At 62.8% G+C, this 26028-nt stretch carries 18 protein-coding genes and 1 riboswitch; of the genes, 3 read left to right on the top strand and 15 right to left on the bottom strand.

The genetic code is table 11. The features are described 5' to 3' along the window. The first annotated feature begins 84 nt into the window (after positions 1–84). Positions 85–1647 carry an AraC family transcriptional regulator gene (locus E6C55_RS19910; protein ID WP_168735769.1) on the top strand — a complete coding sequence of 521 codons (1563 nt, stop codon included), beginning with the start codon at positions 85–87 and terminating at the stop codon, positions 1645–1647. Here the strand turns inward: E6C55_RS19910 and E6C55_RS19905 are convergent. After that, positions 1644–2711 (bottom strand): saccharopine dehydrogenase family protein, encoded by a 1068-nt coding sequence (locus E6C55_RS19905; protein WP_136371572.1) that lies wholly within the window; start codon positions 2709–2711, stop codon positions 1644–1646. The genes E6C55_RS19910 and E6C55_RS19905 overlap by 4 nt on opposite strands. A 5-nt stretch (positions 2712–2716) precedes the next feature. Then, positions 2717–3463 (bottom strand): class I SAM-dependent methyltransferase, encoded by a 747-nt coding sequence (locus E6C55_RS19900; protein ID WP_136371571.1) that lies wholly within the window; start codon positions 3461–3463, stop codon positions 2717–2719. Between the two features lie 117 nt (positions 3464–3580). On the opposite strand from E6C55_RS19900, the gene E6C55_RS19895 reads away from it, so the two are divergent. After that, positions 3581–4657, top strand: a complete 1077-nt coding sequence (locus E6C55_RS19895) for a helix-turn-helix transcriptional regulator (protein WP_136371570.1) — start codon at positions 3581–3583, stop codon at positions 4655–4657. A gap of 597 nt (positions 4658–5254) precedes the next feature. Here E6C55_RS19895 and zapA read toward each other — a convergent pair. The 9 genes from zapA to E6C55_RS19850 all read right to left on the bottom strand — a co-directional run bounded on the left by zapA (position 5255) and on the right by E6C55_RS19850 (position 19564). Next, positions 5255–9118: a cell division protein ZapA gene (gene zapA, locus E6C55_RS35090; RefSeq protein ID WP_168735768.1), complete on the bottom strand. Its 3864-nt coding sequence runs from the start codon at positions 9116–9118 to the stop codon at positions 5255–5257. A 135-nt stretch (positions 9119–9253) separates the two neighbouring features. Beyond that, on the bottom strand, positions 9254–11710 hold the full coding sequence (gene pheT / locus E6C55_RS19885; RefSeq protein ID WP_136371568.1) for a phenylalanine--tRNA ligase subunit beta: 2457 nt from the start codon (positions 11708–11710) through the stop codon (positions 9254–9256). A gap of 29 nt (positions 11711–11739) precedes the next feature. Beyond that, positions 11740–12774 (bottom strand): phenylalanine--tRNA ligase subunit alpha, encoded by a 1035-nt coding sequence (gene pheS, locus E6C55_RS19880; RefSeq protein WP_136371567.1) that lies wholly within the window; start codon positions 12772–12774, stop codon positions 11740–11742. 367 nt (positions 12775–13141) lie between these two features. Then, positions 13142–14395 carry a HipA domain-containing protein gene (locus tag E6C55_RS19875; protein ID WP_136371566.1) on the bottom strand — a complete coding sequence of 418 codons (1254 nt, stop codon included), beginning with the start codon at positions 14393–14395 and terminating at the stop codon, positions 13142–13144. A 116-nt stretch (positions 14396–14511) separates the two neighbouring features. Continuing rightward, the gene (gene thiO / locus E6C55_RS19870) at positions 14512–15645 is read right to left on the bottom strand and encodes a glycine oxidase ThiO (RefSeq protein ID WP_136371565.1); all 1134 of its coding nucleotides are present in this window, start codon (positions 15643–15645) and stop codon (positions 14512–14514) included. Next, positions 15642–16475, bottom strand: coding sequence for a thiazole synthase (locus E6C55_RS19865; protein WP_330999641.1), 834 nt, complete (start codon positions 16473–16475; stop codon positions 15642–15644). Before E6C55_RS19865 ends, thiO begins: the two co-directional genes overlap by 4 nt. A gap of 8 nt (positions 16476–16483) precedes the next feature. Further along, on the bottom strand, positions 16484–17434 hold the full coding sequence (gene thiE / locus E6C55_RS19860) for a thiamine phosphate synthase (protein ID WP_136371564.1): 951 nt from the start codon (positions 17432–17434) through the stop codon (positions 16484–16486). Between the two features lie 22 nt (positions 17435–17456). Then, complete coding sequence (gene thiC, locus E6C55_RS19855) at positions 17457–19220, bottom strand: phosphomethylpyrimidine synthase ThiC (protein WP_136371563.1); 1764 nt, start codon at positions 19218–19220, stop codon at positions 17457–17459. Between the two features lie 50 nt (positions 19221–19270). After that, positions 19271–19564: a hypothetical protein gene (locus tag E6C55_RS19850; RefSeq protein WP_136371562.1), complete on the bottom strand. Its 294-nt coding sequence runs from the start codon at positions 19562–19564 to the stop codon at positions 19271–19273. Beyond that, a riboswitch (TPP riboswitch) is annotated at positions 19557–19662 on the bottom strand. It overlaps the preceding gene by 8 nt. Positions 19663–19924: 262 nt before the next feature. Between E6C55_RS19850 and E6C55_RS19845 the strand changes: the two genes are divergently transcribed. Further along, complete coding sequence (locus tag E6C55_RS19845) at positions 19925–20671, top strand: MBL fold metallo-hydrolase (protein ID WP_230986768.1); 747 nt, start codon at positions 19925–19927, stop codon at positions 20669–20671. A 432-nt stretch (positions 20672–21103) separates the two neighbouring features. On the opposite strand, the gene E6C55_RS19840 is transcribed toward E6C55_RS19845, so the two are convergent. The 4 genes from E6C55_RS19840 to E6C55_RS19825 form a co-directional block, all read right to left on the bottom strand. Then, positions 21104–21730, bottom strand: a complete 627-nt coding sequence (locus tag E6C55_RS19840) for a YcnI family copper-binding membrane protein (protein WP_136371561.1) — start codon at positions 21728–21730, stop codon at positions 21104–21106. A 137-nt stretch (positions 21731–21867) separates the two neighbouring features. Continuing rightward, positions 21868–22563: a response regulator gene (locus E6C55_RS19835; protein WP_136371560.1), complete on the bottom strand. Its 696-nt coding sequence runs from the start codon at positions 22561–22563 to the stop codon at positions 21868–21870. Then, positions 22560–23408 carry a sensor histidine kinase gene (locus E6C55_RS19830; protein ID WP_136371559.1) on the bottom strand — a complete coding sequence of 283 codons (849 nt, stop codon included), beginning with the start codon at positions 23406–23408 and terminating at the stop codon, positions 22560–22562. Before E6C55_RS19830 ends, E6C55_RS19835 begins: the two co-directional genes overlap by 4 nt. A gap of 54 nt (positions 23409–23462) precedes the next feature. Next, on the bottom strand, positions 23463–25103 hold the full coding sequence (locus tag E6C55_RS19825; RefSeq protein WP_168735767.1) for a copper resistance CopC/CopD family protein: 1641 nt from the start codon (positions 25101–25103) through the stop codon (positions 23463–23465). Positions 25104–26028: the final 925 nt, after the last annotated feature.

Genomic DNA, 26028 nt, shown 5'->3' with positions numbered 1-26028 from the left:
TAATGATAACGACTGAAAATCGTTATCATTACAAAGGTGAATCCAATGCCGCCTATCGTTCAATTAATCCGTATTCGGCCTCTAATGGACCCTCTGATAGACAAGGAACGGAATAGCGAGGCCGGCCCCCGCGAAGCTCTCTCCGCTTCATCGGAAGATCATCATCTTCTCGTCGCGACGGAGAGCGGCGGATGGATTGCGGCGGGCGGGGCTCCGCGGCCGTTCGCGCGGGGAAGGTGCCTGCTGCTTCCTCCGGGTGCCCGCATAGAATGGCTTCCGACCGATGCAAGCGCCCCGCCGTGCAAATATTGGGTGCAATTCAAGGTCGAGCAAGACGACGCGGGCTTGTTCGCCTCGCCGGCGGAGCTCCGCTTCGAGCCGCTCTCCCGACTGGAGGCGGATCTGCGAGAGCTTCTCTCCCCGGGAGGGGATAACGGCTCGCCGGAGCAACCCCCGCCGGAAGACGGCCTTGCCCGCTTCCACCGGCATATCCGCTTCCAGGCCATCCTGTACGAGCTGCTGGCGCAGCAATCTGCAGGGCGGCAGGAGCCCGAGAGCGATCCGGCGATCGAGCAGATCATCTCCTATCTCCATCAGGCGTATTCCGAGGAGATCGAGTTCGACCGGCTCGCCCAAGAAGCGAACCTCAGCCGTTGGCAATACGACCGAATGTTCAGGACGATAACCGGCCAGAGCCCTGCCCGCTACCTGAGCGCCATTCGGATCGAGGAAGCGAAGAAGCTGCTGGCCTCCTCCTCCCTGCGTGTCGGGGAGATCGCGAGCCGCGTCGGCTTCCGCGACGAGTTCTACTTCAGCCGGCGCTTCCGGCAATCGACGGGCTTGTCCCCCTCCGAGTATCAGGCGAGTCGGCAGGGGCCGCGAATTATTTCCATTCAATACTTGGGCGAGCTGCTGGCCTTGGGCATTCGGCCCATCGGCACGAACAGCGCCATGTTCGCCGCCTTGCCGGAAGCGGCGGATGCGGTGAGAGGCTTCGATGAGCCGTACGACATTCGTGCCCTCAGCGAGCTCCGCCCGGATCTTATTCTGTACCCGAGCTACATCGAGCGCCAGGTCGCCGAGCGACTGTCCCGCATCGCGACCGCCGTCGAGATCGATTGGTCCGCTGACGTCTATACGAGAATGCTTCGTCTGGGCGAGCTGCTCGGCAAGGCCGTCGAAGCCAAGCAATGGATCGCTGCCTATGAGGAGAAAGCGAAGAACGCGAGGCGGCGGCTCCAAGGAATAGCGGGGGACGGGGAGACGGCGACGGCATTCGTCTATCATTCCGGGGATCTCTACGTCTATGCCGGGCACCACTTCGGTCATACGCTCTATCGAGGCATCGGCTTCAAGCCGACGCGCCGCGTCCAAGCGATCATGGAGCAGGACCGGAACGCCAAGTGGGTGCGAATCGAACCCTCCGAGCTTCCGGAATATGCCGGGGACCGGGTGTTCCTCGCGCTGCCGGAGACGGGGTTCGAAGGAGAACGGGGGCGGAAGCTGCTTAACCATTCCGGGTGGTACGGGCTTCCCGCCGTCACCGAAGGCCGCGCCTACGTCATGAGCGACATGTGGGCGAACTACAATCCGATCACGCTCGAGAAGCATCTGGACGAGATCGTCTGCCGACTGATCGCCGATTAAGTCTCGTACGCTCCAAGCCGCTTCATCGCGCTCCATTCGAGCCGCTCTTCAATCGAGTATACCCCGGGCGGCATCTCGGTCTCGCAGAGGGCAACCGCCGCATCCAGGGCGCACTTGGCCGTCATCTCCGATTGCCGCCTGCCGTAGAACAGGCATTCCGCCGTCGCTTCGCTGCCGCCGATCTCGCCGAATGCCTCGACCTTGACCGCGAACCGCTCCGAACCGAGAGGAATGTTGGAGAAGGCGGAGATGGCGATGTTTCGGAAAATTTTCCAATTGAGCAGCTTCTGGAGTCCCGTGCGTCGAGTGAATGCCAGCAATCCTGCAGCCGCGCCGACGTCGAAGGTCAGCCTCGTCGAGACGCCGGGCACGCCGAGCGTCCGCGGAAGCGACAGTTGGTCAGAGAACGGGTAGCGGTAAGCCTTCCGCTTGCCCAGCTTCCCGCGGAAGTCGACCGTCCTCCCGTCGGTGAAGCTGCGCACCCTTGCTCGCTTCCCTCCCTGCATAACGTCGAATTCCGTATCCAGATTGTCTACCGTCCATTCGACGGCAGCTCTCCCATGGTGATCCCCGAGACCGAGCATAATCGCAATCTCGATCGCATGGGTACGCTCCAAGCGGCGATGGGCTTCGAGCGCGAGCAGGTTCGTCACGCCGGGCGCCAAGCCGACGCCCAGAATCGCCGTCGCCCCGCTCGCGATCGCCTCGTCCCGGTAAGCCTCCGCTTGGGACAGAAGCGATACGTTCGCGGAGATGTCGACGTAGTGAACCCCGTTCCTTAAACAGGCGCGAACAAGGTCCGTCTGCCGTTGGTCCAGGCACATGACGACAAGCCTGGCATCGGTTAGAAGCCCGGCGCTCGCCGCAGCGTCGATATCGAGCTCCATCGGCAGCACGCATCCTCCGGTCGATCGGCAGAAGCGCTCCGCCTTCCCCAGGCTTCTGCCCGCCGCGTAGACGCGCCCGGGATAAAGCGCCCCCAGCTCCCGGCAGATCAGACTGCCTACCGCCCCGTAGCCTCCGACAACAATGATTTTCTCCCTTGCCGCTCTTGCCTCTGTCATGTCGATCATCGCTCCTCCCCCGTGACCCGCGGCGATCTCTTGAAGAGGAAGGCCTCGATCAAGTAAGCGGAGAAATAACGAGCTCCCGTCTCCCATCCCGCTTGTTCTGCCAGCCCCAACAGCTCCTCGGAAGCGACGGGCTCCGAGGTCGACCCGATCGAGGATGCGAATCGCTCCCACTCCTCAAGCGGAATCCCGTTGCCCAGCATGTGCTCCTTCCACGCTTCCATCACGGCGCGGAACGGCTCCGTCCCCGGAGCTCCGTTCAGGGAGGCGAGGCACAGCGGGGCGCCGGGCTTCGTCCTGCGGGCGATCTCCCGAAGCAAGCCGAGCTTCGCTTCCCTCCCCCGGACAAAATGCAGCACAAGCAAACAGGCAGCCGCATCGTACCGTTCATCCTCCGGCAGCTCTCCGACATGGCCTCGGACCAGTTGGATTTTGCCATCCGTATCCTCCCGATACATCCGGCGTCTCGCGACGTTCAGCATGCGTTCGGAAGGATCGACACCCGTGAATACCGCATTCGGCAGCTTCGGAACGAAGACCGAGAGCTCCTGTCCTCCTCCCGCCCCGACAATCAGAATCGCAGGCCGTTCGGTTCCCCGAAGGCCGAGCTGGAGGAAGCCTGCCGTTAACTCGTATAGGTTCCGGTATCCCGGGATTTTGCGTTCGATTGTGTCCGTATAGCGCTCTGCGGCCGGATCGTCCCAGCCCCAGCCGTCGCGCTCCGGCAATGCCCTGTTCTCGTCCATGTTGCCTCGCTCGGCTCCCTTCATTATGCTAGATGAATAGCTACCCCCTCATTCTGACCGAAGGAGACCGGAGACGCCATCCCAGATATCTGGGGGTGCGCTCCGCTGCGACCCGCCATGAACAGAAGCACGCTCATCCGCAACCAAATCGAGAGGCTGGCCTACCGCTCTTCCGGCTCCTCCGAATTCCGCAGGGCCCTTATCGCCCTGCTTCGCGAAGCCTTCCCCATCGCCGGAGCCTGCTGCACCGCCGTCGATCCCCGCACGCTGCTGTCGGCCGGAGCCGTTACCGAGGACGGCATCGAAGCGATTCACTCGTCGCTGTTCGACTACGAATACGGGCGGGAAGACTTCAATCCGTTCGAAGAGCTTGTCCGGCTTCCCGATCCGGTCTCCACTCTCTTCCGGGCAACCGGAGAGGACCTGTCGAGAAGCCCGCGTTATCGGGAGATTCTTCGACCTGCCGGCTTCGGGGACGAGCTGCGAGCCGCGTTGGTCAGCGAAGGAAGCTGTTGGGGCTTCCTCATCCTGTTCCGTTCGGACACTCAGCCGTCTTTTGCCGAAGAAGACAGGGCCATGGTATCCTCCCTTGTTCCCTGCCTGGCCGCCGCGATGCGGAGATGGAGCCTGCTGCTGCCCGAAGAGGCGGAACGGCCGGAGAGCATGCCGGGAATCTTGCTGCTGGAATACGGCGCGGAGCTCCGCGAGGTCGCCGCGAATGAAGCGGCCGGACGCTGGATGGAGCTGCTTCGCGAGACGGAGGGCATCGACCGCAGCGTTCTGCCCCGGCCGATCCGGGCGGTATCGACGCAAGCCCTCTCGGGCAAAGAATCCGCGCTCGCGCGTCCGGCCCGGGCCTGCGTGCGGCTCCATTCCGGCTCGTACGTGACGATTCGGGCGAGCGAACTGGCCGGCGGGGCAAGCGGCCGCCTGATCACCGTCTGGCTGGAGCCGGCCGGCCCGGGCGACATGCTCCCGTTGATCGCGGCCGCCTGCGGGCTTACCGCCCGGGAGAAGCAACTGGTCGAAGCCGCCCACCGTGGCTTGTCGACCGAGGAGATGTCCGCGACGCTCCGCATCTCCGCCCACACGGTCCAGGACCACTTCAAGTCGATTTTCGCCAAGACAGGCGTATCGAGCCGCCGGGAGCTGGTCTGGAAGCTGTTCTCCCGCTTCGGGACTCCTTCCGTGTGAAGCCGGAAGCGGGCGGCGGCGGGGAGAACGACGAGAACGATGGAGACGAGGGGCGGAGTGTTCGGGCGGAGTTTGCGGGCGGAGTTTGCAGGCCGAGTGTGCGGGCCGAGTGTGCGGGCCGAGTGTGCGGGCCGAGTGTGCGGGCCGAGTTTGCGGGCCGAGTTTGCGGGCCGAGTTTGCGAGCGGAGTTTGCAAGCGGAGTGTGTAGGCCGAGGAATTTTATGTGGTTTTTCACATTCGCTGGCGAGATTCCATGCGATTTGTGGAATTTTATGTGGTTTTTGACATACATACGGGCTTTCCGAGGCGGGATAGTCTCCACGAAGGTGGTTTTTCGCATACAATCGCCTAAACGACTCGTTACCGAGCATCGTGAATGTGAAATTTCGCATAAAACTCCAGTAACCCTCGGCAACGTCACCTTCATCGTCAGTTTTCATCCCTCCCGCGGGTCGTTCGAAGCGCAATCAGACGATTTAGACACGCAGATTGTTTGCCACCCTGCCCGATATGCGAGCAAAAACGCCCTCTCCATACTTGCGGGAGGGGCGTTCTTCGGCATTGATCGATTCCTAGGGGCACGGGCAGGGGATTAAGTTACGTCTCCGTCTCCAGCATATCGATCCATTCGTTATATTCGTTCTGAAGCTTCGAATACTCGTCGAGCAACGCATCGTGCTCCCTGCGGATGGCCTGAAGCTCCGCGTTCAGCCTGTCGAGTTCTTCGTCGTTTCCTTTGTTCTTGTCCTCCGCGGCCTCGGCAAGACGGAGCTCAAGCTCCTCTTCCAACTCGGAGCGCAGGGACTCGATCTCTTCCTCGTGGCGCGCGCGGAGCTTCGCCAACTCGGAGGCTTGCTCGGTCTGGAGCAGCTCCAGTTCCTCCTGGCGCTGACCTTCCAGCGATTCGACGGCCGCAGCTTGCGCCCGCGCGATCTCCAGCTCTTGCTCTGCATGGATCGCCTGCTCTTGGCGGCGATCCAGCTCCTCGCGAAGTTCCTCGACCCGGCGCCCCAGCCCCTGCTCTGCCTGAGCCGCCTGCTCTTGGCGCCGTTCCAGCTCCTGGCGGAGCTCTTCGGTCCGACGCTCCAGCTCCTGCTCCGCATGGGTCGCCTGCTCTTGGCGGCGATCCAGCTCCTCGCGAAGTTCCTCGACCCGGCGCCCCAGCTCCTGCTCTGCCTGAGCTGCCTGCTCTTGGCGCCGTTCCAGCTCCTGGCGGAGCTCTTCGGTCCGGCTCTCCAGTTCGCCGATCTGGGCCTTCAAGGCCTGATGCTGTCGCTGGGCTTCTTGCTCCTGCTCGGCAAACTCGTTCAGCAAGAGGTTTGTCTCTTCCAGTTGCCGTTCCGCCTTCTCGCGGAGAGCTCGTTCCTCTTCGGTACGAGTCGCCTGGGCTTCGCAGCGTCTCTCGAGAGCGGCCAACTGCTCCGTGAGCTCGCTCGTCCTTCGCTTCGCCTCTTGCTCGACGATGAGCAGCTCTGCAAGAAGCTCATCTTGCTCGTTCAGCCGCTTCTCCAATTCGGACTTTGCTTCCAGCTCCGCCTGAAGTAAAGAAGCTGCATCGAGCTTCGCGGCTTCGTGCGCCCGCATGTTCTCTTCCGCCGATTGCTGAAGCTCCAGGCAATGGAACTCCAACTGTTCGACCGAGAGCTGCCACTTGTCCCGGTCCGCCAATTGGGCCGCCCTCAAGGAATCGATCTCCGCCTTGTGCTCCAACTTCATCTCGTTCCGAACAGCCTCGAACTCCTCAAGCTGCTCGTAGAGGGCGGCATCCTTCTCATCCCGCAACGCATCGATGCTCTCCGCCAGTTCCCTGCTTCTCGCTTCAAGAGCTTCGATCGCCGCGGCATGCCGAGCCTCCAGAGCTTCCCGTTCCCTCCGGTGCTCTTGTTCGAGCAGCTCGAACTTGCTTGCGTGCTCCAACTGCGTCTTCTCCAGCAGCGAAGAGTACTCCGACAGCAGTGCTTCCGCCCGTGCCGTCAGGATGGTGCGCTCCTCTTCGATTTTGCCTTCATAGTCGGACGATAGTGCCGCAAGCTTCGCCTCGTGTTCGGCAAGCGCCGCCTCGAGCGCCGCCTTCCCCGCCTCGCGCTCGGCGCGAACGGCTTCGCGAGCGGTGTCCCGCTCGGCCGTCAGCGATTGCAGAGCGGCCTCGTGTTCGGCGATCGTACCGAGAAGCTCGTCATCAAACGCGGTGCGCGCCGCTTGCAGTTCCCCTTCGTGAACGGTTTGCGCCGATCGAAGGGCTGCCTCATGCTCGGCGTCGGCTTCGCGAAGAGCCTCTTCGAGCTTGGCGCGCGAAGCCTCTTCCAGCTCCGCCAGCTTCGCTTCGTGCTCGGCGTTAACCGCTGCGAGAGCGTCCTGCTTCTCGGCGTTCAGCACCCGAAGCCGCTCCTCGTATTCGATGCTCGCTGTCAGTTGAGCTTCCTCATGCTCCGCTCGCGCCGCCGCGAAAGCTTCTTCGCGCTGGCCCCGCTCGGCCCGAAGAGCTTCCTCGAATCCGGCTTGTGCAGCGCGGAGAGCCTCTTCGCGTTTGGCTTCCTCCGCTTGCAAAGCTTCCTCATACTCCGCTCTCACGGCTTGAAGATCCGCTTCATACTCCGCTCTCACAGCTTGAAGAGCCGCCTCATGCTCGGCCCGCACGGCTTGAAGAGCTTCTTCATGCCCCGTTCGCGTCGCTTGAAGAGCCGCCCCGTGATCGGATAGCGCGGCCTGAAGGGCAGCCTCGCCTTCGGAGCGGACCGCTTGGACCCGTTCCTCCCGCTCGGCTTGCACTGCCCGAATCGCAGCCTCATGCCTCGCTTGCGCGGCTTGGAGCGCCGCCTCGTGCTCGGCTTGCGCCGCCTGAAGCGCCGCATCCCGCTCGGCAATCGCCGCCTGCTTCTCCGCTTCGCTTGAAGCGGCCAGCTCTTGCAGCTTCGCCTCGTAGCCGGAGCGCAGCGCTTGCAGCTCTTCCTCGCCGGACAGGTTCAGCAGCTCGACAATCTCGTCATGCTCCGAGGCGAGTCTTGCAATCTCGCTCTCATGCGCGCGCCGAAGCTCGGCGAGCTTCGCCTCCGAAGCCGCGGAGATCTCGCCGCGCTCCTTCTCGTGCTCGGCTCTCATGAGCTCCAGCTTGGCTTCCAGTTCGCCAATCCCCTGCAGGTACGCGGCTTCCGCCTCCTCCAGCTTGGCCTCCAGGGCGGCACGCTCGGATTCGCGCCTGGCGAGCTCGCCGTTCGCCGCCTCCAGCTTGCCCTGCAGGTCCGCTCGCACGGCCGCCAATTCGTTCTCGGCTTCCTCAAGAAGCTCGTTCTGCTCCTGCTCGGATCGCTTCCGAAGCTCCTCCAGCTCTTGCTCGAATCGCTCGCGGAGCTCCCGCAGCTCTTGCTCCGACTTCCCGCGAAGCTCTTCCAGTTGCTGCCCGGACTGTTCGCGAAGCGCTTGCAGTTCCAGTTCGGAATGCTCGCGTTGCTGCCGAATATTCCGTTCCGACTGCTCCTGCAATTGCCGAAGCTCCGACTCCGAACGCACGCGAAGCTCCTCCAGAGCCTTGTCCGCATCCTGACGCTGACGCTCGGCTTCGCTCAGGAGCTGCTGGCGCTCCAGCTCCGCTTCCTCCAGCAGCTCCAGCTCCCGAAGCTCCGCTTCTTCGCGCAGTCTTGCCGCTTCAGCCTCGTGCTCCGCCTTCGCCTGTGCAAGCGCAGCTTCCTTCCCGGCGCGTTCGGCCTCCAGGCGTTCGCTGTGTTCGCGAGCCGCTCGAGCCAGCTTGTCTTCGCTCTCGGCCCGAAGCCTGCTCGACGCCGCCGCATGACGCGAGTTGATCTCCTCCAGCTCGACCCGATGGTTCTCCGCGAGCAGATCCACCTCTTGCCGGCTCGCCTCGACGAGAGAATCGACCGTCGCCTGATGGCCCTCCCGAAGCATCTCCAGCTCTTGCGCACTCCGCTCCCGAACAGCCTCCAGCTCTTGTCCGCTCTGCTCCCGAAGCATCTCCAGCTCCTGCTCGCTCCGCTCCCGAACAGCCTCCAGCTCCTGCGCACTTTGCTCCCGAAGCGCCTCCAGCTCTTGCGCGCTCAGCTTCCGAGCAGCTTCCAGCTCCTGCTCGTTCTGCTTCCGCAGCGCCTCCAGCTCCTGCTCGCTCAACTGCCGCAGCGTCTCAAGCTCCTGCTCGCCGAATCGCTTCGCGGCCGCCAGCTCGCTGTTCACCTTGATCAGCTCTTCGGACAGGCGGATTCGCTCGGCCTCCTCGTGCAGCAGCCGCTCGTTCTCCCGGCGGAGACGCAGCAGCTCGTCCGCCATGTTGACGGAAGCGAGCACCCCGAGCTTGGAGAGGTCGAGGCGCGGCGAGCCGTTCGAGATCTTGAACATCTGCTCGTTCACCATGGAGGCGACACGGCGCATATGCTCGGGATTCGTGTGGCCCGTCAGCGTATATTGCGTCCCATATATGTCAACCGTTACGCGAGTACGATCATCAGCATTCACGGTTTGTTCCTCCCAATTCGACAAATAAGAAAAATCGCAGCGAACTCATCAAGCGCCGCTAGCGCTCCGCCACAAAATCGGCACGCCTAAATCATGCGTCATGAAGTATTCGCTGCTGTTTAGAAGGTTTCCTGCTTATTTTCTCAGTTCGGCTCCGAAAGTTTGTTCCAATTTTGTCAGCACGCGGTTGTGGGCTTCCGTCACTTCCTCATCCGTCAGCGTACGCTCGGGATGACGGTAAACCGTCGAGAGGGCGACGCTCTTCTTGTCCGCGCCGAGGCGTTCCCCGGTGTAGACGTCGAACACGCCTGCCGACTCCAGCAGCTCGCCCACCGCTTCCTTGATCGCCGCCACGAGCGCTCCGCCCTGCGTCTCGATTCCGACGACAACGGCCAAGTCCCGCTCGACGGAAGGATAACGCGGTAGCGTGCGATACTTGATCGCCGTGTCGATCTCCGGATACAGCGCAGCCAGCTCAAGCTCGGCGACGAACGTGTCGCCCAGATCAAATTCGCGCTGGAGATCCGGATGAAGCTGGCCGACATAGCCGATGGACACCGCTCCGCCCGCAAGCTCGAGCGTAAGCTCAGCCGTGCGGCCCGGATGGAAGTGCTCCGGCTGAGCCGCCGAGTAGCCGATCCGATCCGCGAGGCCGAAGCGCTCGAAGACGGAGTCGAGAATGCCCTTCGCATCGTAGAAGTCGACCTTCTCCGCCTTCCGATTCCACGCCTCCGCCGCGCGGTTGCCGGTCAGCAGCAGCGCAACGCGCGTCTTCTCGGTCGGAAGCTTCGTCAGCGTCTCTTCCGCCGTATGGATCACGCTCGCGATCTCGAACAGCGCGACATCGTTGCTCTTGCGCGCTTGGTTATAAGCGGCCGCTTCCAGCAGGCTCGGCAGCAGCACCGTGCGCAGCACGCTGCGCTCCTCGCTCATCGGCATCGCCAGCGGGATCGGCTTCGCCCCTTCCGCGCTGCCGTTAAGCTGCGGGAACAGCGCGGCGCGAGCCGGCGAGACGACGTTGTAGCTGATCGCCTCGTACAGCCCGGCGCCCGCCAGCAGCTTGCGCAGCTCGCGGCGAACCGCCTGCGGCTTCGTCAGCGCGCCCGTCGTCGTCGGCCCTTCGATCGGCGTCGTCGGGATCTCGTCATAGCCGTGCAGACGGGCGACTTCCTCGATAAGGTCGACGTCGCGGCTGATGCCGTTGCGGCGGGACGGAACAGTCACTTGCCACTGCGCTTCCGCCGTCTCGACCGCCGGGAACCCGAGGCGCGACCAGATCGTCTTCACCTCGAGCGACGGAATCTGCGTGCCGAGGAAGCGGTTGATCCGCTCCAGTCCGATCGTCACAACAACCGGTTCAAGCGACGCGCTTCCCGCTTCGACCGCACCGTCCAGAACGGTTCCGCCCGCGTACTTCGCGATCAGAACGGCCGCGCGGTCGAGCGCCTCCAGGACGCGAGCCGGATCGACTTCCTTCTCGAAGCGTGCCGAAGCTTCGGAGCGAAGCCCGAGCTGCCGCGACGTCCGGCGAACGGAGCCGCCGTCGAAGCGAGCGGATTCGAGCACGATGTCGACCGTGTCGTCCGTCACCTCGGAGTTCAGGCCGCCCATGACTCCCGCAAGCGCGATCGGCTTCTCCGCATCCGCAATCACCAGCATGTGCGGCTCAAGCGCGCGCTCCTTGCCGTCCAGCGTCACCAGAACCTCGCCCTCGCGCGCCAGGCGAACGTCGATTGCGCCGCCGGCTACCTTGGCCGCGTCGAACGCGTGCAGCGGCTGGCCGTATTCGAGCATGACATAGTTCGTAATGTCGACGATGTTGCTGATCGGACGCACGCCCGCCGCGATCAGGCGGTTCTGCATCCACAGCGGGGACGGGCCGATCTTGACGCCGCGAATATAGCGCGCCGAGTAATGGGCGCACAGCTCCGGATTGCCGATCGTCACCTTGATCTTGTCCGCCGCCCGTTCGTCTGCAGGAACAAGTTCCTTCGCAGGCTCCGGCAGCGTCAGCGGGCGGCCCGTCAGGGCCGATGCCTCGTAAGCGACGCCCAGCATGCTCAGGCAATCCGAGCGGTTCGGCGTCAGATCCAGCTCCAGAATGGAGTCGTCCAGCGCCAGTACATCCAGGATGCTCGCCCCGAGCTGCGTATCCGCCGGCAGAATGTACAGCCCTTCCTGCTGCTCCTTCGGCAGCAGCTTGTCATTGATGCCAAGCTCCTTCGCCGAGCAGAGCATGCCTTGGGATTCGACTCCCCGCAGCTTCGCCCGCTTGATCTTCAGGCCGCCCGGCAGCTCCGCGCCGACCACGGCGACCGGAACCTTAAGGCCGGCCGCCACGTTCGGAGCGCCGCAGACGATCTGCAGATCCTCGCCGGTGCCGGCGTCCACGGTGCAGACGCTCAGCTTGTCGGCATCCGGATGCTTCTCCTTCGTCTTGACGAGCCCCGCCACCACTTGCGTGACGCCCAGATTGCGGGAAGGAACCGAATCGATCTCGATGCCTCCGCGGGTCATCATCTCGGCCAGCTCGGCCGCTTCGATGCCTGTCAGGTCGATATAGTCTCTCAGCCATTGATAGGATACATTCATGTTCGTTGTCGTCTCCTTTCCTTCAGAAGTTACATTCGGGCGAACTGCCCGAGGAATCTCAGGTCGTTGTTATAGAAGTGGCGAATGTCGTCGATGTCGTACTTCAGCAGCGCGATCCGCTCGACGCCCATGCCGAACGCGAAGCCGGTCACTTCCTTCGGATCGTAGCCGCCGTACTCCAGCACCTTCGGGTGCACCATGCCGCAGCCGAGAATCTCGATCCAGCCGGTATGCTTGCACATCCGGCAGCCGCTGCCGCCGCATTGCGCACACGTCACGTCGACCTCGGCGCTCGGCTCGGTGAACGGGAAGAAGCTCGGACGCAGGCGAATCTGCGTGTTCTTGCCGTACATCGCCTGGACGAACTGCAGCAGCGTTCCCTTCAGGTCGCTCATCCGAATGTTCGGTCCGACGACAAGCCCTTCGATCTGATGGAACATGAACGAATGCGTCGCGTCGTCGTCGTCGCGGCGGTACACCTTGCCAGGGCAGATGATCTTGAGCGGCGTTCGGCCGTTCGCTGCCCGCATCGCGCGGATCTGGACCGGGGACGTGTGCGTGCGCAGCAGAATCTCGTCGGTCAGATAGAACGAATCCTGCATGTCGCGCGCCGGATGGTTCTTCGGCAGGTTAAGCGCTTCGAAGTTGAAGAAGTCGGTCTCGACCTCCGGCCCTTCCGCAATCTCATACCCCATCCCCAGGAAAACATCCTCGATCTCCTGAGTCACCTTCGTCAGAGGGTGAATAAGCCCTTCGGCGCGCTTCTTGCCCGGCAGCGTGACATCGATCGTCTCCGAGCGCAGGCGGCGGGCCGTCTCCTCGCGGTCGAACGCCTCCTGCTTCTCCGCGATAACCGCCTCGATCGCGCCGCGAACGTCGTTCGCCACCTGTCCGATCACCGGACGCTCCTCCGCGCTAAGTGCTCCCATTCCTCGCAGAATCTCGGTCAACTGGCCTTTTTTGCCCAAGTAATGCACTTTAAGCTCGCTTAACGCGTTCGGATCGCTCACTTCCTTCAGCCGCTCCAGCGCCTCGACGCGCAACCCTTCCAGCCGTTCCTTCATCGTGCTCTCTCCTTCTCTTGGCAAAATAAAAAAGGCCCTCCTCCCGTAAAAGGGACGAAGGACCGTGGTACCACCCTTGTTGGATCGCTCCTCTCGCTGCATCGCGCAACAAACGAGCAATCCCGCTCATGCGGCATAACGGGCCGCGGCCGGTAGCCTCTACAGCCGCCGCTTCGGCAGGTTCAAGGCACAGCTCCGGAGTGAAATTCAGCAACCTGATTTCTTAGGAACGCTCCCAGTCTCCGGCGTCCCCTCCCTGGCAAGAAGGCGTTGCGTACTTGTCTCCATCTAAGCATTTGCGTTACTAACCATTATAGGGGATGCCCGGAATGATCGCAAGTGCGGCAGATGCCGCTGTTGTTCGCAGTCATCTCTCCCGCTCATCCTCCTGCCGGCCGCTGTACGCAATGTTCTCTTGCACATCGTCGCTCCGATCGTCGACCCGCCCCTGCGGCCCGCGAGTACGAACGATTGTCTGCAGACGATCAATGCGTCCGCGCAGAGCCTGACAGATCGCATGGCAGCGGGCATCGTCGACAAAGAGCGAACCATGGACAATCGTCCGCACCTCTTCTTCAATTCCGTCCAGCAGACGCAAATCCAGCCACTCGAAGGAAGTGACCAGCTTGATCTGTTCGCTGTGCTCCTGCTTAAACGGCTTGCAGATCAGCTTGCCGTCGGCACGAATCAACCCGAGCGGCTTGGAGAACCACAGAGACGATCCGCTATCGTAGATCGGCGCCGGTCCGAGCCACTCCAGCGTCTCCGCATGGCGAATCGCGCCGAAATTGTTCTGATGCCGATCTTCATTGGCAATCAAATAATCCACGACGATCATTCGATCAAGCGCTTCAACAATGCCGGGAATGCCGAGCGCCTCGCAGCAGTCCACATAATGCCGATACACCGATACATGATTCGGCTTTGGCCTGGTGTGCATCACATACCAAGCTGTAACGAGCTCCGTCTGCGGAGTAACAAAATTTTCGCACACACTGTAGGGATATTCGTCCTGCACCATCAGCGTATAAGGCACATTAGGAATGCCCAGCCGCTCCATGATTGTGCTTGCAATGACTTCATTGTACGGTTCCTGCCTGATAGCCCCGCTTCCGCCTTTAACCAGACAACGCTTGCCATCTTGAATCACCCACTTCTTCCGCAGCCAGCCATCCGAGGTGTTGTCCGGCGACATCAGACTTATGGCCTCGGATGAGCCTTGCCCGAACAAGACATTGCCCACATCTTCCGAGAAGGAATTGTCGAAGAAGTTAACGGAGCTCCACACCAACTTCGATGCAGACGGGGCAATCCAGTATTGATCGGACAAGCTGAGTCCGTAGCTCCTGTCCAACAGCTTCTGCGTCGCAGACAAGTTCAGTTCAAGCAGCGCTTCTTGAATCCCGTCCCGGCTGGCCGGAATGGCCCGACCTCGCCACCATTCATTGAGTGCCGCACGGTCTATCTTGCCCCTTCTTACGGGTATCCCTACCGGCACATGTTGCTGACTGTAAACTTGTCCAATCCCTGCAATGGAGGCTGTCGCTTCATCCAGCTCAATCTCAGCCACAGGTTCATTCTTGTGCATGAGTGTGTAGGATTTATTAGAGGATTCAGCCAATATCGATCCCTCCATTTCCTGGTTTGCCCAATTTATTTTGCATATTGAAGTTCACATTTGTTAATTATGTGAATTCCATTATACCAAGTCTGCGGGGGTGTCGTCATTCGTTCCGCTCAACTTCCTTGCGACGCGAACCTCTCCGGGGAGAACGGAGCAAGCCTGCCCGCGGTTCGGTCCGCTCTTCCTTCCAGCCAGTCGCAGGCGGCGGCTGCCGTTGCCGGGCTGAGCAAGATGCCGTTGCGATAGTGGCCGGTTGCCAGGAAGACGTTCGGCATGGTCGGCAGCGGGCCCAGAAGCGGCCATCCGTCCAATGTCGCCGGTCGAAGTCCGGCCCAGCGATGCGCGGGCTCCGTCTCCCGGAGGCTCGGGAACAGCTTGCCGCTCCAGCGAACAAGCCGGCCGATGCCGGCTGCGGTAACGCTCTTGTCGAAGCCCGAGACATCTTCCGAAGCGCCGCAGATCAGACTTCCGTCCGACTTGCGAACCCAATAGGCTTGGGAGCTAAAAATCATATGGCGAACCTCGAACGGCATCGAGCGGTAAGCGCAAATTTGTCCGCGGATCGGGTGCACGGGAACGGGCACGCCCAGCCGTTCGCCGTGCAGTCCGCTCCACGCCCCCGCACACCAGACGGCGAGCTCGGCGGTATGACGCCCCGCCGCCGACGCGGTCACCCGCACGCCCGAGCTCCCTCCCGCCTCCACGCTCAGCAGCTCGCCCGCCTGCGCGACAAGGCGAACGCCGACGCGAAGGCAAGCCAGCTCCAACGCTTCGACCAGCTTGGGCGCATGAACATGACACTCTTCCGGGCAATACAGCGCGGAGACGGCAGCCCCGGTCAGCCCCGGCTCCAGCCTCCGCAAGGTATCGCCGCTCACCCGCTCGAAGGCGCTTCCGAACGGCCTCTGCCACTCCGAACGCCTGACCAGAGGAAGCTCGTCGGCTTCATGCAGCGCCACCTGCAGGCTGCCGGTCCGCAGGAATTCGACCCGCCGTCCGGAGGCTTCCTCCACTCTGCGCACCCATTCGGGATACAGCCTAAGGCTGTCCAGCCCTAACCGGAAGAAGGCGTCGGGCCCTTCCGCATTCTCCGAGAACGGCGCAAGCATGCCCGCCGCCGCTCCGGACGCTTGGCCGCCGAAGTTTTCCCGCTCCAGCACCGTAACGGCGAAGCCGTGCGACGACGCCTCGAAGGCGCAGGAGAGGCCGATAATTCCTCCGCCGACGACAAGAACGGACGGCTTCATGTCGGCCGCCTCCGGGAGTCGGCGTCGGCGTCCGCGCTCCCGAACAGGACGCCGTTCGCTTCGCTGCTGGCGGTCGCGTAGCGCTTCGGCGGAATGCGGCCCGCTTGGGCCGACAGCCGTCCGGCTTCGAGCGCGAGCCTCATCGCCTTGGCCATCGCGACCGGGTCCCGGGCCCGCGCGACGGGCGTATTGGCGAGGATGCCGTCCGCGCCGAGCTCCATCGCCTGCGCGACGTCCGCCGCCGCGCCGAGGCCCGCATCGACGATGATCGGCACGCGGGCTTCCTCCGCGATCAGCCCGAGATGGTAAGGATTAAGCAGCCCGAGTCCCGTCCCGATCGGAGCTCCGCCCGGCATGACGGCCGCCGCCCCCGCTTCCTCCAATCGCTTGCACAGCACCGGATCGTCCGAGGCATACGGGAGAACGGTGAAGCCTTCCTTGACGAGCCGCTCCGTCGCCCGCAGCGTCTCGAGCGGATCGGGCAGCAGCGTTCGCGAATTCGCGCTGATCTCTACCTTGACCCAATTGCCGAGCCCGGCTTCCCGGGCCAGCCGGGCGATGCGGACCGCTTCGTCCGCATTGCCCGCTCCCGACGTGTTCGGCAAGTAGATAAGCTTCCGGTCCGCGAAGTGCGACAGAATCGAGTCGTCCTCCGCACATTCCAGATTAACGCGCCGGACAGCGAACGTAACAACCTCCGCACCTGAAGCTTCGAGCGCCATCAGCATCACCGCCGGACTCGGGTACCGGCCCGTGCCGAGGAAAAACCGGGAACGCAGCCGCGTCCCTCCGATGACAAGCATGTCCTTGTCCGTTGTCTCGTTTCTCATCCTCCTGCTCACCCTCCTCCGACGAATTGAACGAATTCGATCCGATCGCCGCCTGCGAGCGGAGTGATCGGCCAGATCGCCTTGCGCGCCACTCGCCCGTTGCGCTCCGCCACGGCGTTCTTGTCCGCCAGCCCGAATTCCGCCGCCAGCTCCAGCAGCGTCGCCGCCTCGGTCGTCCTCCGGACGCCGTTGACGGTCACTTCCTTGACTTGCTTGACTTCATTGACTTGCTTGACTTTTTTGACTTCCTTGACTTCCTTGACTTCCCGGGCTTGCCCCGGATTAACGCCCTCTCCGAGCGGTGCCGCCTCTCCGAGCGATGCCGCCCTCTCGCTTCGTTCGATCAAGCTGCGCAGCTCCCGGCAGGCGGCGCCGGGGTCCGGGCTCCCGACGACGGCCGACACCGCGCACAGCCGTCGCGCTCCGGCGGCCAGCACCTCCGCCGCATTGCCCGGATGAATGCCGCCGATGGCGAAGAACGGGATGCGGATCTCCGCTGCGGCTGCGGCGACGAAGGAGGTCGTGACGGCCGCCCGTCCCGGCTTCGTAGCCGTCGGATACACCGGTCCGACCCCGATATAGTCGGCTCCGGCCCGTTCGGCGGCGCGCGCCTGAGCGATGGAATGGGTCGAGATGCCGACGATGCGATCCGGGCCGAGCAGCTCGCGCGCCGCGGCAATCGGCGCATCCTCCTGCCCGAGGTGGACGCCGTCCGCATCCGCGGCCAGTGCAATCTCGGGATGGTCGTTGACGATCAAGGGGACGCCGTGCTTCCTCGTAAGCTCCCGCAGGGCGCGGGCTTTCTCCAGCAGCTCGCGCACAGGGGCGTCCTTATCCCGCAGCTGCACAACGTCCGCGCCGCCGGCAATCGCCGACTCCATCACCTCAAGCAGCTCCCGGCCCGGATGATACGTCTCCCCTGTTATGACGTAGAGCTTGCACCGGTTTACGTTCGACATTGGTATCCCTCCTCCCGACGGGTCACGCATAGAGGCTGCTCCCCGCCGCCTTGAACGCTTCCGCCTTCTCCTTCATGCCGGCGTTGATCGCCGCCGCGTCGTTAAGGCCCCGCTCCTCGGCGTAAGCGCGAATATCCTGCGTAATTCGCATGCTGCAGAACTGCGGCCCGCACATCGAGCAGAAGTGCGCCGTCTTCGCCCCCTCCGCCGGGAGCGTCTCGTCATGGTACGCCATCGCCCGTTCGGGATCGAGCGAGAGATGGAACTGGTCCCGCCAGCGGAACTCGAATCGCGCCTTGGACAGCGCGTCGTCGCGAATTCGGGCTCGCGGATGGCCTTTGGCGAGATCGGCCGCATGAGCGGCAATCTTGTACGCGATGACGCCTTCCTTCACGTCCTCCCGGTTCGGCAAGCCGAGATGCTCCTTCGGGGTTACGTAGCAGAGCATTGCCGTTCCGAACCAGCCGATCATCGCCGCGCCGATAGCGGAAGTCAGATGATCGTAGCCCGGCGCGATGTCCGTCGTCAGCGGCCCAAGCGTGTAGAATGGCGCTTCCTTGCACACTTCCATCTGCCGATCCACATTCTCCTTGATCAGATGCATCGGCACGTGGCCCGGGCCCTCGATTATGACCTGAACGTCATGCTTCCAGGCGATAGCCGTCAGCTCGCCGAGCGTCTCCAGCTCGGCGAACTGGGCTTCGTCGTTCGCATCGGCGATCGAACCCGGCCGGAGGCCGTCGCCCAGGGAGAACGTCACATCGTAAGATTTCATAATTGCGCAGATCTCCTCGAAGTGCGTATACAGAAAATTCTCCTTATGATGGGCGAGGCACCAGGCGGCCATAATCGAGCCGCCGCGCGATACGATGCCGGTCACCCGCTTGGCGGTAAGCGGGATGTAGCGCAGCAGCACGCCGGCATGAATCGTGAAGTAGTCCACGCCTTGTTCCGCCTGCTCGATAAGCGTGTCGCGGAACACCTCCCAACTGAGCGCCTCCGCCTTGCCGCCGACCTTCTCGAGCGCCTGATAGATCGGCACCGTTCCGACGGGCACGGGGGAATTGCGCACGATCCATTCCCGCGTCGTATGGATGTTTTTGCCGGTGGACAAATCCATAATCGTATCCGCTCCCCAGCGTGCGGCCCAGGTCATCTTCTCCACTTCCTCCTCGATGGAGGAGGCGACGGCCGAGTTGCCGATGTTGGCGTTGATCTTGACGTGGAATTGGCGACCGATAATCATCGGCTCGAGCTCCGGATGATTGACGTTGGCGGGAATGACGGCGCGGCCCGCCGCCACCTCCGCCCGCACGAACTCCGGACTCATGCCTTCGCGAAGCGCAATGAATTCCATCTCCGGTGTGACGATGCCTTTGCGGGCGTAATGCAACTGGGTAATGTTGCATCCCGCCGCTGCCCGCCGGGGGCGGCGCTGCAGTCCCGGGAACTCCTCCGCCCCTTGGCGAAGCGCCTTCTCCGCCGACTTGAATCCGTTGTCCGTCGGCTTGACCGCCCGGCCCTCGTACGCTTCCGTATCCGCGCGCTCGGCGATCCACCCGTCGCGCAGCGCCGGCAAGCCCCTGCGGACGTCGGCATCGAATGCGTCGTCGGTATACGGGCCGCTGGCGTCATAGACGCGGATCGGCTCGTTCGGAAGCTCGGCTCCGTCCGGACCTCCGCTCGGCCCCAACGCAATCTCCCTCATCGGAACCCGGATATCCGGACGGGAGCCCGTCACGTAAACTTTGCGGCTTCCCGGCAACGGCGTCGTTAAAATTGGCATCAAAAAAACCTCCATACGGGTTCGATTGGAATCCCCCTGGAGGTCGCTGACTAGCATACGGAAATTGGACAATTGTCGACGCGCGCCGGACGGTTCGCCCGTACTCCTGCCGCGGAAGCGGCAAGCTTGCGCCGATGGCCTCCGAGCGCGGCAACGCCGCAGCATCGAAGAAGCCGCCCCCGGAAGGAGCGGCTGAAGTGTGCGTCCGCAAGCGATGCGCGGATGAGCCTTCCGGGACGGACATCCGCGAAGGAGCTTCCGCCGACGTTAGGCACGCCGCTTGCGCCCGGAACGCCCGCTGCCGCGGCACCGTTCCGATAGACGCATCGCCATATGACACCCATTTGCCCACTTTCCTACGCTGGCATGACCCAGATCAGGTTCTAAGGGACCAAGGCAAATCGCCTTATCTCAGCCCTTGCGGGCGCCCCTAGTGGATTTCCTAAACACACTTTACATGTTGGCGGCAAAGCTGTCAACCGCACCCAGCGGCCCATTGGCGCCGGAGCAATCGGATTGGCGGCATCGATGACAGCTTGGAAGGAACGACAACGCCGATAAAAGTGTCGATAAGCACGTTGACAAACATATTGACAAATAATTATTTTTGTGTTATAATATTTAATTTTATTATTTACACCATTTCATTGCTCCGTTATGATAGCTAACAGACCCCGGCCGGGCTCTCATACCTGAACAGGAGCGTGATCCCTCTGAATATCGCCCCCGGCATTGCCATGCTCTCCATCGCCGCTCCGGTTCTCGGACGAATGGATACCGTCCATCCGGTGCTCGTCTGGGACGAGCGGGACGTCGTGCTTGTCGATACGGGATTCCCGAGACAACTGCCGCAACTGCTCGAAGCGGTCGAATCCCTCGGCGTCCCTCGCGGCCGACTGAACCGAATCATCATGACTCATCAAGATATCGATCATATCGGCAACCTCCAAGCCCTTGTCGAAAATACGACTGTTCCGATCGAAGTGACCGCGCACGCCTTGGAGAAGCCTTATATCCAGGGGGAACGCCGGCTGCTCAAGTTTACCGACGAAGCGATCGCCAGCATCGACCGCCTGCCTCCGCAAGTGCCGGAATCGTTCCGCCAAGGGCTGAAGGCGCTTATGCTGAATCCGCCGAAGGCCCCCGTCGACCGCGTCGTCGCGGACGGAGACCGCTTGCCCTGGGGCGGGGGCCTGCTCGTCATCGCTACGCCCGGCCACACGCCGGGGCACATCAGTCTCTTCCACGAGCCAAGCCGAACGCTGATCGCGGGCGATGCGCTTGTCGTGCGGGACGGCCGCCTGCTCTGCTCCGAGCCGGAGACGACGCTCGACATGGAGGCGGCCCGTGCATCCGCCCGCAAGCTGTCGGGCTGCGGCGCGGAGAGAGTCGTCTGCTATCACGGCGGCTTGTTCGCCGGAGACATCGCGCGGAGTCTGTCCGAACGATAAATCGGCACTCCGTTGCGATGTGCGATTCCGCGTTCTGCGTGCCGTTAGACGTATTTCTGGACTCAACTGGCCTCTCCAAACGGTGGACGGGGCGTTCAGATGAGTCATGGTGACTCAACCGTCCCCGAACAGCGCTGCATGGAGCCTCAAGATGAGTCATGGTGACTCAACCGTCCCCGAACAGCGCCGCATGGTGCCTCAAGATGAGTCGTGGTGACTCAACTGGCCCCGAACAGCGCCGCATGGTGCCCCAAGATGAGTCGGGGTGACTCAACCGATCTCGCCAACCGGCGGGCGTGGCGTTCATCCCACACTCTGAACAGAAGGGATAAGACATATAGCGGCATCATCGTAACACAAGCGCGAATGCGCCGCCCTCAACGTCCCGTGACGCGAGTTCGGCGCATTCCTTCGTCCTTCAACCGTTTCCCCTTAAGCCTTCCGGCGGCGGGTCAGCGCCACAATCAGCGCCAGCGCGCCCAGCACGACGCCGGCGATTCCGAGCCCGAGGGCCAAGCCGTCGCCACCGTCCGACTCTTCCGATGCAGCGTCGCTCGACGTCGAAGCTCCGTGGCCGTGGTCGTCGCCGGCCACCTTCGCCGTCACCGCCGTGACCGAAGCCGGCTTGTCGGCGTCGGATGCGCCGATCCAGTCGACCGAGCTTCCGTCGGACATGATCTGGTGCGCCTTCCAGCTCAGCTCGGTCGCGTCGTCCGCCACCTTGCCCTGGAAGTTGAACTGGGCGAACTCGGTGCCTGAGAGGCCGACGCCGTCAGCCGCCTTCCACGTGAAGGACGTGATCTTGCCGTCGCCGTTCTTCTCCGTCTCGTACGTCCAGCCGGCCTTCGGCTCGAAGCGCGAGATGTCCACCGCGTCCGGAACCTCCACCTTCACGGCCGTCGTCGTCAGCGTATCCGACTCCGTCGGCACGCGAAGCGTGAATACCTGGTAGGAACCCGCCGCCACCGAGCTAGGCTGCACCGTAACGTGCGCGCTTGCGACGCCGGCGAAGCCCAGCGCAAGGAAGAACGCCGCCAGCATCGTAATTGCTTTTCTCATCGTAACCCCAACCTCTCTTGGAATTCCCTAGGGAATATTCGGATATCCCAAGTATAGGGCAGGTCCCCCGGCCGAGCATGACTACAAAGGGCTATTCCCCGTCACGAATTTGTGTCCATTCCGTGCCCCCGCCGGTCTTACGAATCGACAAGCCCCTGCTCGTAGGCGTAGCGGGTCAGTTGTACCCGGTTGTCGAGATGCAGCTTCTGCAAAATGTTCTTCAGATGGTTCTTCACCGTATGCTCGGATAACCCGAGCGCCAGCGCAACCTCCCGGTTCTTGAGTCCGCGCGCGACTTCCTGAAGAATCTCCTTCTCCCGCGCCGTCAGCGGCTCGCGATAGCCGCCGCCCTCCCGCCGGGACGGGCCGCCCGCCGCGGCGTTCCCCGGACCTGCAGAAGCCTCGCGGCCCGCGAACTCCCGCAGAATCGACAGCGCCAGCTCCGGATTCAGCGGCGCTTCGTCGCAGGCGATCGCCCGGAGATACTCCCGCCAGGAGGACGGGTTGAGGTTCTTCAGCAGGAAGCCCTGGGCCCCCTTCTTCAGCGCCTCGAACAGGTGCGCGGGATCGTCGGACACGGTGACCATGACGATCTTGACCTGCGGGAACGCTCCCTTGATCGCCTTCGCGGCCTCCAGCCCTCCCATCCCGGGCATCTGAACATCCATCAGTACGATATCCGGCGTCGTCCGCGCGACCCGTTCGATCGCTTCTTCTCCGCTCGCCGCTTCCCCGGCGACGACGAACTCTTCCCCTTCGGAGACGATCTCCCTCATCCCTTGACGCGCGTGCTTGTTATCGTCGACAATCAGCACCCGGAACGTCTCGCTCATGCATCTGCACCTGCCTTCCTCAGCTCCACTACCGTAAGCTCCCCTCGCCTCTCAGCCGAGAACGTCCAGCCGATTTTTGCGGCTCGGTCCCGGATCATTTTCAGCCCGAAGCGTTCCTTCGCCTTCATCGGATCGCCGTCAAACCCGACGCCGTCATCCTCGACCGAGCAGCGGAAGCCGCCGCCCTCCTCGCTCTCGCCGACCACATACACGCGGCTCGCCCGCGCATGCTTGCGGACGTTGATCAGCGCCTCGCGCAGGCACGCGTGCAGCTCCACCTTCTCCTTGCCGGTCAGGCGGCTCTCCGGGATCGTCCAGCGGAACTCCGCCTTCGCCTCGAGAACGCCCGCCGTGTCGCCGAGCAGTTCGCGCAGCGGAACGACCCAGGCGTCGCTCGCCGGGGACGGCGGCTGCTGCAGATTCGCGATCGCCTGCCGAACGTCGTCGTGCACCTCGCGCACCGTCTCGCGAAGCTGGCCGGACAGCTCCTTCACCGCCTCGTCCTGCGCCGTCCGGTCCAATTGATCGAGCTTCACCGCAAGCAGGAAGAGCGACTGCGCAATCCCGTCGTGAAGCTCCCGGGCCAGGCTCTCCCGCTCCTCGAGCGAGGCCGTCGCGGCCTGCTGCCGGCGCAGCGCCCGCTGCGACTGCTCCAGCCTGCGGAACAGGCCGAGCACAAGCGTCAGCGTTACGGCGAGCACGATGAACGGAGCCAGGAAGTTGCCCAGCTCCATCGACAGATACGGCAGCAGGAACGCATGCCGGGTATATTCCCACAAGCCGATCGTGACGGTCGGCGTCAGCAGGATCAGCCATTTGATTGTCCGATCGCTTGATCTCTTCATGCGAATGCCTCCGATTGCCTCTTCACGGACGGCCGGGCTCCAATGCCCGCACCGTCAATAGATCCGGAACGTCGTCTCCCTCACCAGCTCGTTGTCCGCCGAATCGACGACGCGAATCTGCGCCTGCCACTTGCCCGCGAACGGCAAGTACGGCCCTTGCGCCTCATAGGCGGCCTTGACGAATCCGGGGAAGTCGTCCAGCTCCTGGTCCTCGTATGCCGCAAGAGGAACGTCGATGAACCCGACATCGTCGCGGTCGACCGGCTGGAGGCGGAGAACGACGCTCTTCGGAGCGCCTTGCTCCTCCGGCAGCCACACCTTGAGCTGAATCGAATTGTCGCCGGGCGCGTTCGGGGAGATGCGCAGCGTCACGTGCATGTCCTCGCCCATCTCGTGATAATGCAGCGCCTCGTTCGCCGGCAGCGGGTTCTGGTACGTCAGGATGCCGACGACGAAGACGATCGCGGACAGGAGGCCGATATCCGACCAGAGCAGGCCCTTCTGCGGCAGATTGCCCTTGCGCAGCCGCAGCCGAATGAAGAAGGCGACGAAGACGACGAGCAGGGACAGGGCGACCTTGGCGATCAGCCACAGGCCCCAATTCGTGTACAGGATATATTCCCACGACGGCAGCATGTGCAGCGTACTCAGCACCCCGGTCACCCACAGCGCCAGGAACGAGAGGAGCGCCCACTTGGAGAACAGCAGCGCGAAGCGGCCGGCTTCCGGCCTCTCCTTCCGCCAGACCAGCGCGAGCAGGATCAGCCCGCCCGTCCACAGCGAGGCGGCGGCCAGGTGCACGTAATCGAGCGCGATCGTGTACGACAGCGGATCGAACGCCGCCGCGTGCCCGTTCCACGCCTCGACGAACAGGGCGACCGCCACCCAGAACAGCCGTCCGGCCTTGCTCAGACTCGCTGCGAGAGGTGCCGCCAGCGCAAGCAGCAGCCCGGCCGCATACAGCTTGCCGACCGTTGTCCCGGTCAGCACTCTGCCCCACTCGGAGAACGGCTCGTCCTGCGTCAGGTTGTTCAGGCTAAGCACGACATAGACAAGCGTCGCGCACAGCATAAACTTACCGCCGAAGCGAATCGCCGCCTCGCGCACGTCCCGCACGACCGGCGAAGCGGAGCGCTGCACGCTCCACAGCAGCAGCCCGGCGAGCCCGAGCAAGCCCGCGTAATACGCGATCCGCGCCGCATAGAGCAGGAAGGAGGCGACGGTCAGCTCCCCGGAGCCGCCGTGCGAATGGTCGTGCCCGACCTGCGCGTGCGGGTCGAGGCTGGCCGAATCGGTCAGCGGCGGCGGATTGCCCACCGTGAACACGTAGGCGCCGGACACCGGATGCCCGTCCGCCGAGATGATGCTGTAGCTGACCGTGTAATGGTCTTCCTTCAGCGAGGGCAGCGTCAGCCGGATGCCCTTGCCTTCGTCGAAGCGCTCGACTTTGCCGTCCGCCACCTTGTCCGACGCGCTGTTCAGCACGACGATCTTCGGCGTCGAGGTCGAATCGAGCCGCTCGTTAAACCGAAGCTCGACGACAGGAGGCGAGGCTTCCAGCTTCTCGTCCTGCGACGGCGTCGCCCGCTCCAGCACCGCATGGGCGGACGCCTCGCCCGGAGTCAGAACGAGCAGCAGCAGCGCCGCCAGCAGCAAGACGAGCAGCCTTGCGGAGGCGGTATATCCGGAGCGCAACAGGCGCTTGTGCTTGTTGGGCGCTGGCTGCGTTGTATGCGCGGGTTGCGCTGGCTGCGTTGTATGCGAAGATTGCGCTGTAAAGGCTATATGTGCTGTTTGTGGTATATGTGGTATATGTGGTATATGTGGTATATGTGCTGTATGTGCGGTATTCGCGGTCACCCCGACAACCTCCCATTTCCTGCGATAATCCAACCGGCCAGGCACCAAACTAACCAGAAATCCGACTAGCCGGACGTCCAACTAACCTGAACCCTAACCAGAAACCTAACTAGAAAGCCGACCAAGCCGACTAAACCGACTAAGCCGACCAAGCCAATCAAACCGACTAATCGACCAAACCGACTTTGCCAACCAAACCGACCAAGCCAACTAACTAATCGTAACTCGATCTCTCCGCAAGTTCAACTGACCGAAGACCCGCGCGGTGTGCGCAGACCCGCGAACGAACGCGAACCTCGCGCATAATGCCTGCGCACAGCGCCTGTCGGCAACGCTCAGTCGGCAAGCGCATGGCTGGCTGATGCCTCCCCGCCGAAGCCGCGACAGCGATTTTATGCGATTTTTCACATTCCTGCCGGCGCAATTTGACGATTTTGCGGATTTTATACGGTTTTTCACACTTATCGCGCGTCCGCCGAGGTTCCTCCCCTTCATAAATGTGATTTTTCGCATAAAAACCTCATAATCACGGCAATCGCAAGATTTATATGTGAAAAACCGCATTCGTGCAGCCCTATCCTCTCCTCGTTCTCCCTTCGCGACCTCCCCCATCTCGCTCTCCTCCATCTTGCTCTCCCCCTCGTATAGTATGTTTTGAAAGCACTTGAAGGCTAGTTCCCAGCCCCCGAGGGGGCTGGGAATCGGTCGCCAAATTCCCAGTACTTCGTTCTTTGAAAATCAAAAAGGGACTGGACTTTCC

The sequence above is a fragment of the Cohnella fermenti genome (assembly GCF_004801405.1).
Taxonomy (GTDB): domain Bacteria; phylum Bacillota; class Bacilli; order Paenibacillales; family Paenibacillaceae; genus Cohnella; species Cohnella fermenti.
This window is presented reverse-complemented; position numbering and strand designations above follow the sequence as displayed.